The sequence below is a fragment of the Pseudomonas sp. HP_08 genome (genome assembly GCF_055284095.1).
Genome location: NZ_JBTOQC010000045.1, coordinates 1 through 14,043 on the forward strand (window position 1 = coordinate 1; position 14,043 = coordinate 14,043).

Here is a 14,043-nt window from a genome sequence, read left to right on the forward strand (position 1 = left end):
ACTGATTGCCAGCCTGAGCGAACAAGGCTTCCCGGTGGTCGACCTGACCGATAACGAACTGGCCAAGCTGCATATCCGACACATGGTCGGCGGCCATTCGGAGCGGGTCAGTGATGAGCTGGTGCTGCGTTTCGAGTTTCCGGAGCGGCCGGGCGCGCTATTCAATTTCCTCAACAAGCTCGGCGGGCGCTGGACCATTTCAATGTTCCACTACCGCAACCACGGCGCGGCCGACGGTCGGGTGGTGGCCGGGCTGGTGGTGCCTGAGGACGAGCACGACCTGGTCAAGGACACGTTGCAGGAGATTGGCTACCCGTACTGGGACGAAACGCATAACCCGGCATATCGCTTGTTTCTGGGTTAAAGATATTTCGCACCTGTAAACGCGGCGACGGTCCATGAAGATATGCCCTTCAGGACCTTTCTTCATGCCCGATGCCATCGCCGCCGAACAGCTCCCCAGCGACTTGCATTACGTCGACGACAGCCAGCCCGGCTTCAGCCGGAAAATCCTGCGTGGCAAGTTTGCCTATTTCGATCTGGACGGCCAGCGCATCCGCGACAAGGCCGAGATCGCGCGGATCAATGCGCTGGTCATCCCGCCCGCCTACACCGACGTCTGGATTTGCGCCGACCCGCGCGGCCACTTGCAGGCCACCGGGCGCGATGCGCGCGGGCGCAAGCAGTACCGTTATCACGTGCGCTGGCGCGAGATTCGCGACGAAGACAAATACACGCGCATGATGGCCTTCGGCTCGGCCCTGCCCAAGGTGCGCAAGCAACTTGAAGCGCAGATGGGCGCGCCCGGCATGGGCCGTGACAAGGTCATCGCGGCGGTGGTGATGTTGCTGGACGCGACGCTGATCCGCATCGGCAACTCGCGTTATGCCCGCGACAACCGCTCGTTCGGCCTGACCACGCTGCGCAACAAGCATGTGGACATCAAGGGCAGCGAGATTCTGTTTCAGTTTCGCGGCAAGAGTGGCGTCGAGCACCAGATCAGCATCAAGGACAAGCGCATGGCGCGGATCATCAAGCGCTGCATGGAGCTGCCGGGGCAGAACCTGTTCCAGTACCTGGACGAGGACGGCCAGCGCCACGGCATCACTTCATCGGACGTCAATGCTTACCTGCACAGCCTGACCGGCGCCGATTTCACCGCCAAGGATTACCGCACCTGGGCCGGCAGCGTGATGGCGCTGACGACCTTGCGCAAACTGGACTGGGAACCGGAGGCTGACGCGAAAAAGCACATCGTCGAGATGGTCAAGAACGTGGCCAAAGAGCTGGGCAACACGCCGGCGGTGTGCCGCAAGTGCTATATCCACCCGGCGGTGCTGGAAGGCTTTGTGCTGGGCGAGCTGGCCAAGCTGCCGCGCTCGCGTAAACGTCAGGGGCTGAGTGCTGAAGAAGTCGCGCTGACGGCGTTTCTTCAGCAACTGCACGCGCAAAGCATGGCGAGCAAACCCTGAGCGGTTACGGGATCGGCATGGCCTTGATCGGTTCTGACGGCGGCTGCGTGGACGCAGGCTCCGTGGACAACGGTTCGATTTCCAGAGCCGGTTGCTCGGTGGCGGGCTGTTCTGCAGCCGGCTGAACAGTTTCGCTCGGCTGTGCGGCCGGGGCTTCGAAGGTCTCGACCTTGATCGACTCCGACTCCACCGGCGCCGCCTGCGGCTGGCTGCTCACCGGCGTAACGGGCGATTCGCTGACAGGCTCGGCGGCTGGCGCCGGGGTTGCTTCTATCGGCGGCACCGCTGCCGGGGCTGACAATGCTGCCGGCGCAACCGGGACCGCTGCCGGCGCCGGGGCGACTTCCGGCACGCCCATGTCGGCCTTGGGTTTTTCGACGATATGCGCCGCCTGCTTGACCTCGGCCGGCAGGAAGTTCTCTACCAGACCAAAGAAGCGCTCATAGAATTTGTCCGAGGCCACGGTTTCGCTGGCGACCTTGACCATCGAGTCGTCGGTGGAACCGATCGGCATCGACACCGAACCCAGCACGCCGACGCCCAGACTGGCCGAGGTGTTGGTTTTCTTCAGCGCGTAGCGGTCCTGCAGGGCGTTGGCGAACATGCTCGAGGTGCCGGGACGGGTGTCATCGGCACAGACCACGTTGAAGCTGATCTCGATATGGGTATCGCCGGTCTGCTGGAAGCTCTTGCGCCCGCTGATCATCTTCGGGTCGTTGCTGGTGATGATGTAGCCCTGGCTGAGCAAGGCCCGGCGCGCCGCCTCGCAAGAGGCCACGTCGCTGGCCGGGTAGCTGCGCGAATAGGTGCCGGCATCGTCGAAATGCTCGTGATCGTAGATCGCCTGCTTCTTGTTGGAAGAGCAGCCTGCGGCCAGCAGCAAGGCGGCCACCCAGCATGCCGTGCGCACATTCAGAAAATTGAACATCGAGAATCCCGGGGAAAGTAGCGACAAGACGACAAGGCCAAGAGGGTACATCTAAAACGTAGGCGACAAGTCTGCAACAAGGCAGACAACGGATCAACGCAGAGTTGACATGGAAGTTGATACATTTGCTGTTTCAATTGCCGGCCCGGCAGTCATCGGGAGGCACTCGGCGCTTCACCCTGGTGCAGATCACGGCTACCCTTGCAGACCGCCGCGCCCGTGAACGCCCTGCAGACGATTCGGAACCCACAGTCACAATGGACATCTCCTCGATTCATTCCACACCCGCCCCCAGCCAGGAATCCGGCAAGGAACAGACCGCCGGCGGGCGTGTGCAGGTCATTGACCGCTCTATCGTGCTGCTGCGGACCCTGGCCGGCCTCAAGCATGGCGCCAGCGCACTGGACCTGGCGCGCCTGACCGGCATCGACCGCACCACCATTCATCGACTGCTCAAGACCCTCACCTACTGGAGCCTGATCGAATCGCAGCAAGGCACCTACCGCCTGGGCCCGGAATGCCTGGTCTATTCGACGGCCTACCTGAACCGCCTGAACCTGCGCAAGATCGCCCTGCCCTACGCCATCGAATTGCAGCGCGTGACCGGTGACCGGCAGGCCATCGTGTCGGTGTCGATTCCGGTGGGCGATCAGGTGGTGCTGATCGAACGCATGTGGACGCCCATTACGCCGCTGAACGTGATCGTCGATCTGGCCGACCATTTCCCCCTCGATGGCAGCCCGAGCGGCCGCGCCATCCTGGCGACCTACAGCCCGGCCAGCGCCATCGCCCTGCTGGGCCTGGAACGTCATGCCAAGGCACTGCCGGCACTGGAGACGATCCAACAGCAGGATCACTTTGCCTTCGGCCACAACGAATTCAAGCCCGGACTGTCATCGCTGGCCTACCCGATCCGCCCCAACGGCGGCCCGGCGATCGGCGCACTGGTCGTGGCCGGCCTCGACATGGAAAGTGAAATCCACACCCAATCGGCCCTGGCCAGCCACGTGCGCCGCGCCTGCGACGGCATTGCGGCGCAGTTGGGGGATGTGTAAACACATTGGTCCCATTACCGGGCATAGACTTCCAAAATGACCGGCCGCATAATCATCAGAAATGATGCATAAATGAATCAATTTTGATGAGAGATTGCACTATGAGAACCACGGTGACCATCGACGATGCACTCTACAAACGTGCGCTTGAAGTCGCAGATCCTGACATGGATAAAGCGGATCTATTTCGAGAGGCAATACAGACGTTTGTCCGGGTACAAGCCGCAAAGCGTCTGGCTGCCTTGGGTTCTGGCGCTCCCTCCATGGAAGAAATACCGCGGCGTAACGCCCAGACCAGTCGATGAATGTTTTAGTCGATACGTCGGTATGGGTGGGCCATTTCCGCGACAGAGATAAGCACCTGATCGCGCTTTTACAACAAGATCGTGTGCTGATTCATCCAATGATTCTGGGGGAGATAGCGTGTGGTACTCCCCCGGAAAGAGTGAACACACTGGCGGATCTTTCCAGTCTCAGATACAGCCAGCAGCCCACTCTGGATGAGGTCATGACCTTTGTAGAACACCGTAAGCTCTATGGCATGGGCTGCGGACTGGTCGATATGGTTTTATTAGCCTCTGCAATGATGACCCACTCATTGCTTTGGACGCACGATAAACGCCTTGCCCACCTCGCTACAGCGCTGGAAATAGCTCATTTGGCTCGTTAATGCGAATGATCTCCTACAGGTCCACCCCCAGCATTTCGAGCAGGCGCTTTTTCTGGACCTTGCCGTAGTGCGAACGTGGCAGCTCCTCAACAAACCAGATGCGCCGCGGCACCTTGAAGCGTGACAGCCGCGCGCGGCAATGTTCGATCAGCGCTTCGCTATCAAGCGCGCCGCCTTCGCCGGGCACCACCACCGCGCAGACTTGCTCGCCCCATTCCAGGTCCGGCAGACCGAACACATGGGCATCGCTGACCTGCGCATGTTCCAGCAGGCTTTGCTCGACTTCGCCGGGCTGCACCGATTTGCCGCCACTGCGAATGATGTCCTTGCAGCGGCCCTGCACCAGCAGCAGACCGTCCGGGCGGATGCGGCCCAGATCGCCGCTGCGCAGCCAGCCGTCTTCCAACACCTGCGCGCTGAGGTCGGACTGCTGCCAGTAGCCGGCCATGAGTTGCGGGCCGGCAATCAGGATTTCACCTGTGCCCTGCTCATCGGGCCGGTCGATGCGCACGGCACTGGAAAACACCGGCCGCCCCACCAGGCCTTCCGCCGACTCGCCGCCCGCCCGCACGTCGGCCATCTGCGTCGCCGACAGATAGCAACTCCAGGGCGCTTCGGTCATGCCGTACAGCACGCTGAGGCGGTCGCCAAACACACCGCAGGCACCGTCGAGCACTTCGCTGGCCAGGGCAGCGGCGCCGATGTCGAGGGTCTTGAATCGCGGCAAGGCGGCGGCCTGCGTGCCGGCTTCACGCAGCAACCGCAGCAACTGGGTCGGCACCAGCGAGCTGAATGCCGCCTCGTGCTGCTGCAATTGCCCGATAAAGGTCGCCGCCTCGAAACGCCCGCCCAGCACCACTTGCCCGCCGCTGAGCAGATGCCCCAAGACCGCGACGGCGGCGATCGGCCACAGCGGCCGCACGTTGAGCAACACGTCGCCGGGCACCGCACCACGGGCCATGACGATGTTCTGCAACACCGCGCACAGGCTCGCATGCCGATGCATCACCGCCTTGGGCACGCCGGTGGTGCCGCCGGTGTAGTTCAGCGAGGCCAGCGAATCGGCAGGCCGGGCCGGGCGTGGCGCTGCTGCAACATCCGCAGCTGCAACGTCCGCCACTGCGATGAAGTTTTCCAGCGCCTGGCACTGCACACCGGCCTGACGCAGCGGTTCGATCAGCGCCTGGTACTGGCTGGAATACAGCAGTAACGAGGCCTGGGCATCGCGCACCTGCGCCAGCAGTTCTTCAACGGACAAGGCCGGGTCCAGCGGCACCCGCACCCGGCCGTTGGCCATGCAGCCATAGTCGGCGAGCAGGTAGTCGATACTGGCATCGGCCAGCAGCGCCACCCGCGCACCGGCCGCAATCGCCCGCTGCTCAAGGGTCTGGCCGAAGGCACTCAATGCCTGGTCGAGTTCGGCAAAGGTCAGGCGGCGTGCGCTGGCCGGTTCATGCAGGGCGGTGCGCTCGGGCCATTTGCAGGCGGCCTGGTGCAGCAGTGTGCTGATGTCCATACTTACCACCCGCTCAGGACGATGCGCCCGTTGACCTGCCGCGACTCCAGCAGCGCATGCGCCTGCGCCACTTCGGTAAACGGCAACACCCGGTCGATCAGCGGCCGCACCTGGCCTGCGGCAATCAGCGCCAGCGCGGTGCGCAGTTCTTCGAGTGTCGCGCTGCCCGAGCCCTGAATCTTCAGGCGCCGGCCGATCAACAGGCCGGGCGCGATCGGCACCGCACCGGGGTCGACATTGCCCAGCACCACCACGCGCCCGCCGAGGGTCATGCTGCGCAGGGTTTCGCCCAGCGTGTGGCCAAGGTTTTCCATCGCCACATCGACGCCACGCTTGCCGGTCAGTTGCCAGACCTGCGCGCTGTAATCGCCATGGCTGACGACCACTTCATGGGCTCCGAGCGCCTGCAGAAACTCGCGCTTGTCGGCGCTGCCGGTCACCGCGATGACCCGCGCGCCCAAGGCCCGCGCCAATTGCACCTGATGCGCGCCAAGGCCGCCGCTGGCGCCGTTGATCAGCACGCTTTCGCCGGGTTTGAGCGCCGCCTCGCCATGCAGTGCGCGGACACTGGTGGCAATCGGGCACGAGGCAAGCGCCGCCTGGGTGTAGTCCAGGCCATCGGGCAATTCGACCGCCGATATCGCCGGCACGCGCAGGTATTGGGCGTAGGCGCCTTCGGTGTCGACCGAGGGCAAACCCAGGGCGCGGCACAAATCCTGGCGACCGCGCAGGCATTGCCGGCATTGCCCGCAGAAGCGCCGCTGGTAGATCACCACGCGCGCACCAATGTCCAGGTTCAGCACATCGGCGCCGACTTCGACCACTTCGCCGGCCACTTCATGCCCCAGCACCACGCCGGTGTGCGCCCCCGGCAATTGCCCGGCGCGATGGAGTACATCGTGATGGCAGACGCCGGCGGCATGCACCTTGACCAGCACTTCGCCACGGCCTGCCGTCGGGGTGGGCACTTCTTCGAGTTGCAGTTGCTCCGGGCCACCGAAGCCTTTCAGAACGATCGCTTTCATCATTTATAACCGTTAGTAACCATCTAATAATATGTTCATATAACAAACATGTTGTTTGCATTGTGCACATACTTTAAGTTTTCCCCACTTCGACGCCGACCTCAAGAGGCAATGCGTCTTTCTTTCGAAATCAGCGAAATCAGTCATGACAGTCGAATATCAGAAGCTGGGCGAAGGCGTCCTGCTGGTCACCCTCAACCGCCCGGAGCGCCTGAATGCGCTGAACAGCCAGACCAAAACCGAACTGGGTCAGGTGTGGCAGCGTGCCCAGGACGATGATGAAGTGCGCGCGATCGTGCTGCGTGGCGCAGGCGAACGGGCGTTCTGTGCCGGTTCCGACCTCAAGGAAATCCAGGCCACCGGGCAGACCGCCAGCAGCGAAGTGCTCGCCCGTGCGCTGCCCGGTGTCGGCATCCCGTTGCGCAAGCCGGTGGTTGCCGCACTGCATGGCCACACGTTAGGGCTGGGCATCAGCCTGGCGATTCATTGCGATTTTCGTATTGCCCGGCATGACACGCAGTTCAGCTTTCCGGAAGTGCGCCACGGCATGCTCTCGGGCTTCAGCGCCATCACCCTGCCCGCCCTGATCGGCGAAGCGGCGGCGCTGGACATCATGCTCAGCGCCCGCCCATTCGATGCCGCCCACGCCTTGAGCCTGGGGCTGGTCAACGAGGTGGTCGACGACCCGTTCAGCCGTGCACTGGAGCTGGCTGCGCAACTGGCCGCCCATGACCCCAGGGCGGTTGCCTGGACCAGGACGCTGTTGCTTGCCGAACGCAATGAACGCCTGAAACGCCACCTGGCACTGGTCGACGAAGCGCGCATCGACGTGATGCTCGACCGCTAGACACGAAAAACCATAACCAGATCTGCCCACACTTTTTCGCCCCACCAGTACTGTCAGGCACACCCACCACCAGGAATGGAAGCGGCGCTTCATTTGGAGCCTCAGCATGTTTCGCCCTTGCAGACCGTTTCGCCCCCGTCTCAGCCTGTTGACCGTCAGTATCCTGGGCCTGTGCACCGCGCCGTTGGCGCTGGCCGCCGATGAGCAGGACACCGCCCTGCAAACCGTGGTGGTCACCGGCGCCCGCGACAGCGGCCGCACCGTGGCCGAGAGCCTGGCGCCCATCGATGTCATCAGCGGCGAGGCGCTGGCGCGCTCCGGCAAGCAGAACCTGCGCGATGCGCTGGCCGCCAGCGTGCCGTCGTACACCAACGCGGCAGGCTTTACCGGCGGCACCGGGCTGGCGGTGAAGTCGGCGACCCTGCGCGGTCTGGGTGGTAACCATGTGCTGGTGCTGGTCAACGGCAAGCGCCGGCACAACACCTCGCTGATCTTCGTGCAGACCGCCGCGACCTCCAGCGGCCAGTCGCCGGCCGACCTGGACCTGATTCCGGTCAGCGCCGTGGACCACATCGAAGTGCTGCGCGACGGCGCCGCCGCCCAGTACGGCTCGGATGCGATTGCCGGGGTGATCAACATCATTCTCAAGGGCAATGATCACGGCGGCAGCGCCAGCGCGCTGTATGGCCAGTACCGTGAGCGGGTCGGCGGCAAGGGCAATTTCGGGGCACGCGGCCAGGGGCAGATCAACCAGGGCTTTGCCTTGCCCAACGACGGTTTCTTCAGCCTGAGCGCCGACATCGGCATTCAGGAAAGCTCCAACGTCGCCGGCGCCGTGCCGGATTCGACGCGCATCTATTTCCCGCAGAACGGCCAGGCCGACCCACGGGAAACCAGCGAAAGCCGCTATCGCCAGCAACTTGGCCAGCCGCGTTCGCAGACCTACAACCTGGGTTACAACGCCGAGTTGCCGCTCAACGACGATGTCACCCTGTACTCGTTCTCGACCGTCAGCCACCGCAACTCCACCAGCTGGGGCACTTACCGCACCGCCAACTCGCCGCAGAACATCGTCTCGGTGTACCCGGAAGGCTTCGCGCCGCGCTTTGTCGTCGAAGAGGACGATTTCCAGAGCGTGATCGGCATTCGCAATGAAAACCTGCTGGGCTGGAAATGGGACCTGAGCAGCAGCTTTGGCCGCAACGACGCCAATATCCGCAACGAGCGCTCGCTGAACCCGTCGTTCGGTGCCGACAGCCCGCGCAATATGGACGGCGGCCATCTGATCGCCAGCCAGTGGACCAACAACCTTGACCTGACCCGCAGCTTCGACACCGGCCTGTTCGCCAAGCCGCTGAACGTGGCCACCGGCCTGGAGTTTCGCCGCGACGGTTTCGAGATCGAAGCCGGCGATTACGCCTCCTATGGCGACGGCGGCTATGTGTTCCCGGTCGGCCATCCGCTGGCCGGCCAGCGCCCCAACCCCGGCGCACCGGGCCTGGCCGGTTTCACCCCGCAGGACGCGCACAACTATTCACGCACCAACACCGCAGGCTATGTGGACCTCAACCAGAGCCTGACCGAGAAATGGGATGTCAGCCTGGCCGGGCGCTTCGAGCATTACAGCGACTTTGGCGACACCACCAGCGGCAAGCTGTCGACCCGCTATGCCTTCACTCCGCAATTCGCGGTGCGCGGCACGGTCAGCAATGGCTTCCGTGCGCCGTCGTTGCAGCAGGAAAACTACTCGTCGTCGCTGACCGCCTGGCGCGCCAACAGCTTCACCGGCCAGCTGGAGCAGAACACCACCCGCTATGTGACCGTCGACGATGCCGCCGGCCGTGCGCTGGGCGCGAAAAAACTCGACCCCGAGCGCTCGCTGAACTACAGCCTGGGCTTTGTCGCGACTCCGACCGACAACCTCAATGTCACCGTCGACCTGTACCAGATCGACATCAAGGACCGCATCCTGCAGACCAGTAACCTGCAAGGCACCGCCGTCTCCAACGTGCTGGCCGGCCAGGGCCTGAACCCCAACCAGATCGTCTCGTACTTCGGCAACCTGGCCGACACCCGCACCCGCGGCATCGACCTGGTCGCCGACTATCGCTACGACCTGGGCCAGTACGGCAAGACCCAATGGACCCTGCTGAGCAACCAGAGCCTGCAGACCATCGAGAAGATCAAGGAGCCTGCCGCGCTGGCCGGCACCGGCGTCAGCGCCGTGGGCCGCGACCGTCAGGGCAACCTGACCACCGCGTACCCGAAAAACGTCACCTCGCTGAACCTGGCGTGGCAACTGGGCGACTTCGACGTCAACCTCAAGGGCACGCGCTATTCGAAGGTCGTCGGTCAAAACCAGATTTCCGAGAGCCGCGACGAGAAGATCCGCGCCGCCTTCATCACCGACCTGAGCCTGGGTTACTACCTGACCGACTCGGTGAAGCTGACCGTGGGCGGCGAGAACATCTTTGACCGCCGGCCACAGCAACTGAATGCCGAGGCCAAGCGCTTCTACTTCTTCCCCACCGACAACCCGACCTACAGCTGGTATTCGCCCTACGGCCTGGAAGGTGCGTACTACTTCGCCAAAGTCGACGTGAGCTGGTGATCGCATGAGCCATTCAAACGCTACGCCAGCCGCGCACGGGCTGGACGCCGATCACCAGGGTTTCGACCGGGCGCTGTACCGCAAGCTGGCCTGGCGGATCATGCCATTCCTGTTTCTGTGCTTTGTGCTCAACTGGCTCGACCGGGTGAACATCAGCTTTGCCCACTTGCAGTTCAAGACCGACCTGAACATCAGCGACGCGACCTTCGGCATCATCGTCGGCGTGTTCTCCATCGGTTATCTGCTGTTCGAGATCCCCAGCAACCTGTTGCTGGAAAAGATCGGCGCCAAGAAAACCATGATGCGCATCATGGTGCTCTGGGGGCTGGTGACCATCGCCACCGCGTTTGCCCAGACGCCGATGCAGTTTTATGTGCTGCGCATTCTGCTGGGTGCCGCCGAAGCCGGGTTCTTCCCCGGTGTGATCCTGTACCTGACCTACTGGTTTCCGGCCAGTTACCGGGCGCGCATCACCTCGCGCTTCATCATGGCGATTGCCGTGTGCGGCATGATCGGCGGGCCGTTGTCGACCTGGATCATGGGCCACTTTGCCGGCGTGGGCGGCTTTACAGGCTGGCAATGGCTGTTCGTGGTCACCGGCATTCCGCCCGTGCTGGCCGGCCTGTTCGCCTGGTACTGGCTGGACGACAAACCGGCCACGGCCAAATGGCTCACGGCGGATGAAAAGCAGCGCATCGAACAGGCGCTGGCCCATGAGCGGCTGAACCGCAAACCCGGCGGCCACCAGCGCTTCGTCGAGGCACTCAAGGACCGCAAGGTGTGGTTCATCACCCTGGCCTACTGCCTGACCATCATGTGCACCGGCAACGTCACCAATATCTGGGCGCCGTCGATCATTCGTGATTCGGGCGTGGCCAGCCTCAGCCAGCTGGGCCTGTTCTCGGCCCTGCCGTATGTGGTCGGAGTCTGCGCGATGCTGCTGGCCTGCCATCACTCGGACCTGCGCCAGGAGCGCCGCTGGCACTTTGCGCTGGGCGGCCTGGTGGCGGCCAGCGCCATGCTGATCCTGCCCAATTTTCTGTTCAGCCCGTGGGCGGCGATCAGCGTGCTGACCTTGATGACCAGCGGCTATCTGGTGGCCACGGCGGTGTTCTGGACCATTCCGACCTATTACCTGTCGGACCAGGCCAAGGCCGCCGGGCTGGCGATGGTCAACTGCTGCGGGCAGATCAGCAGCCTGCTGACGCCGATCATGATCGGCTCGATCAAGACCAACACCGGCAGCATCAGCCTGGCGCTGTACATCGTCGCGGGTCTGGTGACCTGCGGCGCCCTGATTCTGTTGTTCGGTGTCCCGCGCCAGGCGCTGCGCGATGCCTCCCCCGATGCCTGATTGTCAGATGGATAACGCAATGACCGATAACGTAGCACTGGCCGATTACGTAGCACTGGCCGAACAACTGGCCGCCCAGATTCAACCCGGCGCCGCCGAGCGCGATGCCGGCAGGATCCTGCCCTTTGCCCAGCTCGACCTGATTCGCGCCTCCGGGCTGGGCGCAGCAAGGGTGCCGAAAGCGCTGGGCGGCGGCGATGTCGATCAGCTTCAGGTGGCGCAGATTTTCATGATCCTGGCCAAGGCCGACCCCAGCGTGGCCCAGGCGCTGTTTCCGCATTTCGCCACGGTCGAGCACCTGCGCCTGATCGCCAACGAACGCCAGCAGCGCGAATACCTCGGCGCCTTTGCCGAGCGCACCTTGTCGTCGGGGGCGATTGCCGAGCGCAGCGGCGTGTTTCGCGGCGAAATTCATACCCGGCTGGAGCGTCACGGCGAGCAGCTTGTGCTCAATGGCAGCAAGTTCTACAGCACCGGCTGCCTGTTCGCCGACCTGTTGAAAATTCAAGCCGTGGATGAAGACGGCAATGCGGTGTACGTGATGCTGCCGGCCGGTACGCCGGGCGTGACCTTGCTCGACGACTGGGACGGCATGGGCCAGCGCGTTACCGCCAGCGGCAGCACGTTGCTGGAAAATGTGCAGGTGCATCCCGATCAGGTCATTCCACTGGCGCAGTGGTATCAGCGGCGCAATTACATCGGCGCCAGCGCGCAGTTGATTCATTGCGCGCTGGATGTCGGCATCGGTCTGGCAGCGCTCGACGACGCCATCGCCTGGGCACGCAACGGCTCGCGGCCGGTGCGCGAAAGCGGTGTCGACAAGGCCAGCAACGATCCGTACATCCTGCACACCATCGGTGACCTGTCGGCGAGCATTCATGGCGCGCAGGCGCTGGTCGAGAAAGCGGCCGGCGAGGTGCAGAAAGCCGCCACCGCGCAACTGCAAGGCCTGGCCGAAGGCGAAGCGCTCGACGCCATTCTGGCCCGCGCCTCGATCAGCGTCGCCGAAGCCAAGATCGCCTCGACCCGTGCAGCGCTGCATGTCTGCGAGCGGCTGTATGAAGTCGGCGGTGCGGCAACCACGCAAACCCGGCACAACTTCGACCGTCACTGGCGCAACGCCCGCACCCACACCACTCACGATTCACTGGCCTACAAATACAAGGCCATCGGGGACTATCTGCTCAATGGCAACTATCCGCCTATCGCCTTCACGTACTGACTTTATCGGCCTGGGCTTGCTGCTGGCGCTGAGCGTGGGCCAGGCGCAGGCCGCGGCCGTCGATACTGCAACCGATCCGTGGAGCGACCTGCCCGCGCAGGTCAGCCAGTTGTTGCCGGGCATCATCGAGCTGCGCCACGCCATTCATCAGCACCCGGAACTGGGCAACCGCGAATTCGACACCAGCCAGCGCATCGCCCAACGCCTGCGCGAGCTGGGGCTGGAGGTGCAGACCGGGGTGGCGCACACCGGCGTGGTCGGCATTCTCAAGGGCGGCAAACCGGGCCCGGTGGTGGCGATCCGCGCCGAGCTCGATGCGCTGCCGCTGACCGAGAACACCGGCCTGCCGTACGCCTCGACCGTGCGCGCCAAGGACATCGGCAACGACCTGCGCACCCGCGGCAAGGACATCGGCGTGATGCACGCCTGTGGCCACGACGCGCACATGGCGATGGCCATCGGCGTGGCTGAAGTGCTGGCGGCGCATCGCGATGAGTTGCCGGGCACGCTGAAGCTGATTTTCCAGCCCGCCGAGGAAGGCCCGCCACTGGGCGAAGAAGGCGGCGCGGCGCTGATGATCAAGCAAGGCGTGTTGCAGGCCCCCAAGCCTGAGGTGATCTTCGGCATTCATGTCACGGCAGGCACCGCAGGCACCTTTACCCTGAGCAAGGCACGCACCACGGCCTCGGCCGATACCTTTGTCGCGCACATCATCGGGCGCCAGACCCATGCGGCCTTTCCGTGGACCGGCATCGACCCGGTGCCGGTCGCAGCCCAGGTGATCCTGGCCTGGCAGACCATTCCCAGCCGCCAGTCGAACCTCAGCGTGCTGCCGGCGCCAGTGATCTCGGTGGGTCGTATCGAAGGCGGCGACCGCCACAACATCATTCCTGCCGAAGTGCGCCTGGAAGGTTCGATCCGCACCGTCAGCGACGAACAGCGCGACGATGTGCTCAAGCGCATGAGCAACACCGCACAGGGCATCGCGCAAGCGTCGGGGGCGACGGCGAAAGTGGAATATCTTCCCGGCGGCTATCGCTCGGGCTACAACGACACCGCCCTGGTCGAACGCATGCTGCCGGTATTGCAACAGGTGTCGACCACGCCGGTGAGGATCGATAACGGCACGTATGGGGCGGATGATTTTGCCGAGTACGCGCGGCAGATTCCGGGGATCTTCATGCGCATGGGCGTAACGCCCAAGGCGCTGGAGGGCCAGACCGTCTGGCCGACGCACTCACCAGGCTTTCAGGTCGACGACCCGAGCCTGGCGGTGGGGATAAAAGCGCTGAGCCTGATGACCTTGCGCTATATGCGTCACGAGGGGCTATAAAAGACGGCCA

The 14,043-nt window shown here is 63.7% G+C and carries 12 protein-coding genes and 1 pseudogene; 10 read left to right on the top strand and 3 right to left on the bottom strand.

Annotation, left to right across the window (positions count from 1 at the left end; all coding sequences use genetic code 11):
• Together ACYAS9_RS24265 and ACYAS9_RS24270 are read left to right on the top strand one after the other, a co-directional pair.
• A pseudogene (locus ACYAS9_RS24265) lies at nucleotides 1-364 on the top strand (threonine ammonia-lyase, biosynthetic); the annotation flags it as partial.
• 64 nt (nucleotides 365-428) lie between these two features.
• Nucleotides 429-1,472, top strand: a complete 1,044-nt coding sequence (locus tag ACYAS9_RS24270) for a DNA topoisomerase IB (protein WP_463570970.1) — start codon at nucleotides 429-431, stop codon at nucleotides 1,470-1,472.
• Between the two features lie 4 nt (nucleotides 1,473-1,476).
• On the opposite strand, the gene ACYAS9_RS24275 is transcribed toward ACYAS9_RS24270, so the two are convergent.
• A complete protein-coding gene (locus ACYAS9_RS24275) occupies nucleotides 1,477-2,400 on the bottom strand; it encodes a DUF2242 domain-containing protein (protein ID WP_463570972.1) in 924 nt (307 codons plus the stop codon).
• A 257-nt stretch (nucleotides 2,401-2,657) separates the two neighbouring features.
• On the opposite strand from ACYAS9_RS24275, the gene ACYAS9_RS24280 reads away from it, so the two are divergent.
• From ACYAS9_RS24280 to ACYAS9_RS24290, 3 genes are all read left to right on the top strand, one after another.
• Nucleotides 2,658-3,455: an IclR family transcriptional regulator gene (locus ACYAS9_RS24280; RefSeq protein ID WP_463570974.1), complete on the top strand. Its 798-nt coding sequence runs from the start codon at nucleotides 2,658-2,660 to the stop codon at nucleotides 3,453-3,455.
• Nucleotides 3,456-3,556: 101 nt separating this feature from the next.
• Complete coding sequence (locus ACYAS9_RS24285) at nucleotides 3,557-3,760, top strand: type II toxin-antitoxin system VapB family antitoxin (protein ID WP_463570976.1); 204 nt, start codon at nucleotides 3,557-3,559, stop codon at nucleotides 3,758-3,760.
• Nucleotides 3,757-4,125, top strand: coding sequence for a type II toxin-antitoxin system VapC family toxin (locus ACYAS9_RS24290; RefSeq protein ID WP_463570978.1), 369 nt, complete (start codon nucleotides 3,757-3,759; stop codon nucleotides 4,123-4,125). Before ACYAS9_RS24285 ends, ACYAS9_RS24290 begins: the two co-directional genes overlap by 4 nt.
• Nucleotides 4,126-4,138: 13 nt before the next feature.
• Here the strand turns inward: ACYAS9_RS24290 and ACYAS9_RS24295 are convergent, their stop codons facing one another.
• On the bottom strand, nucleotides 4,139-5,641 hold the full coding sequence (locus ACYAS9_RS24295; protein WP_463570980.1) for a class I adenylate-forming enzyme family protein: 1,503 nt from the start codon (nucleotides 5,639-5,641) through the stop codon (nucleotides 4,139-4,141).
• 2 nt (nucleotides 5,642-5,643) lie between these two features.
• Nucleotides 5,644-6,666: an alcohol dehydrogenase catalytic domain-containing protein gene (locus ACYAS9_RS24300; protein ID WP_463570981.1), complete on the bottom strand. Its 1,023-nt coding sequence runs from the start codon at nucleotides 6,664-6,666 to the stop codon at nucleotides 5,644-5,646.
• A gap of 145 nt (nucleotides 6,667-6,811) precedes the next feature.
• Between ACYAS9_RS24300 and ACYAS9_RS24305 the strand changes: the two genes are divergently transcribed.
• The 5 genes from ACYAS9_RS24305 to ACYAS9_RS24325 all read left to right on the top strand — a co-directional run bounded on the left by ACYAS9_RS24305 (nucleotide 6,812) and on the right by ACYAS9_RS24325 (nucleotide 14,033).
• Nucleotides 6,812-7,513, top strand: coding sequence for an enoyl-CoA hydratase/isomerase family protein (locus ACYAS9_RS24305; RefSeq protein ID WP_463570983.1), 702 nt, complete (start codon nucleotides 6,812-6,814; stop codon nucleotides 7,511-7,513).
• 106 nt (nucleotides 7,514-7,619) lie between these two features.
• On the top strand, nucleotides 7,620-10,124 hold the full coding sequence (locus ACYAS9_RS24310; RefSeq protein WP_463570985.1) for a TonB-dependent receptor plug domain-containing protein: 2,505 nt from the start codon (nucleotides 7,620-7,622) through the stop codon (nucleotides 10,122-10,124).
• A 4-nt stretch (nucleotides 10,125-10,128) separates the two neighbouring features.
• Nucleotides 10,129-11,478: an MFS transporter gene (locus ACYAS9_RS24315; RefSeq protein ID WP_463570987.1), complete on the top strand. Its 1,350-nt coding sequence runs from the start codon at nucleotides 10,129-10,131 to the stop codon at nucleotides 11,476-11,478.
• Nucleotides 11,479-11,497: 19 nt separating this feature from the next.
• Nucleotides 11,498-12,700, top strand: a complete 1,203-nt coding sequence (locus tag ACYAS9_RS24320) for an acyl-CoA dehydrogenase family protein (RefSeq protein ID WP_463570988.1) — start codon at nucleotides 11,498-11,500, stop codon at nucleotides 12,698-12,700.
• Nucleotides 12,666-14,033: an amidohydrolase gene (locus ACYAS9_RS24325; protein ID WP_463570989.1), complete on the top strand. Its 1,368-nt coding sequence runs from the start codon at nucleotides 12,666-12,668 to the stop codon at nucleotides 14,031-14,033. The genes ACYAS9_RS24320 and ACYAS9_RS24325 overlap by 35 nt, the downstream gene beginning before the upstream one ends.
• Nucleotides 14,034-14,043: the final 10 nt, after the last annotated feature.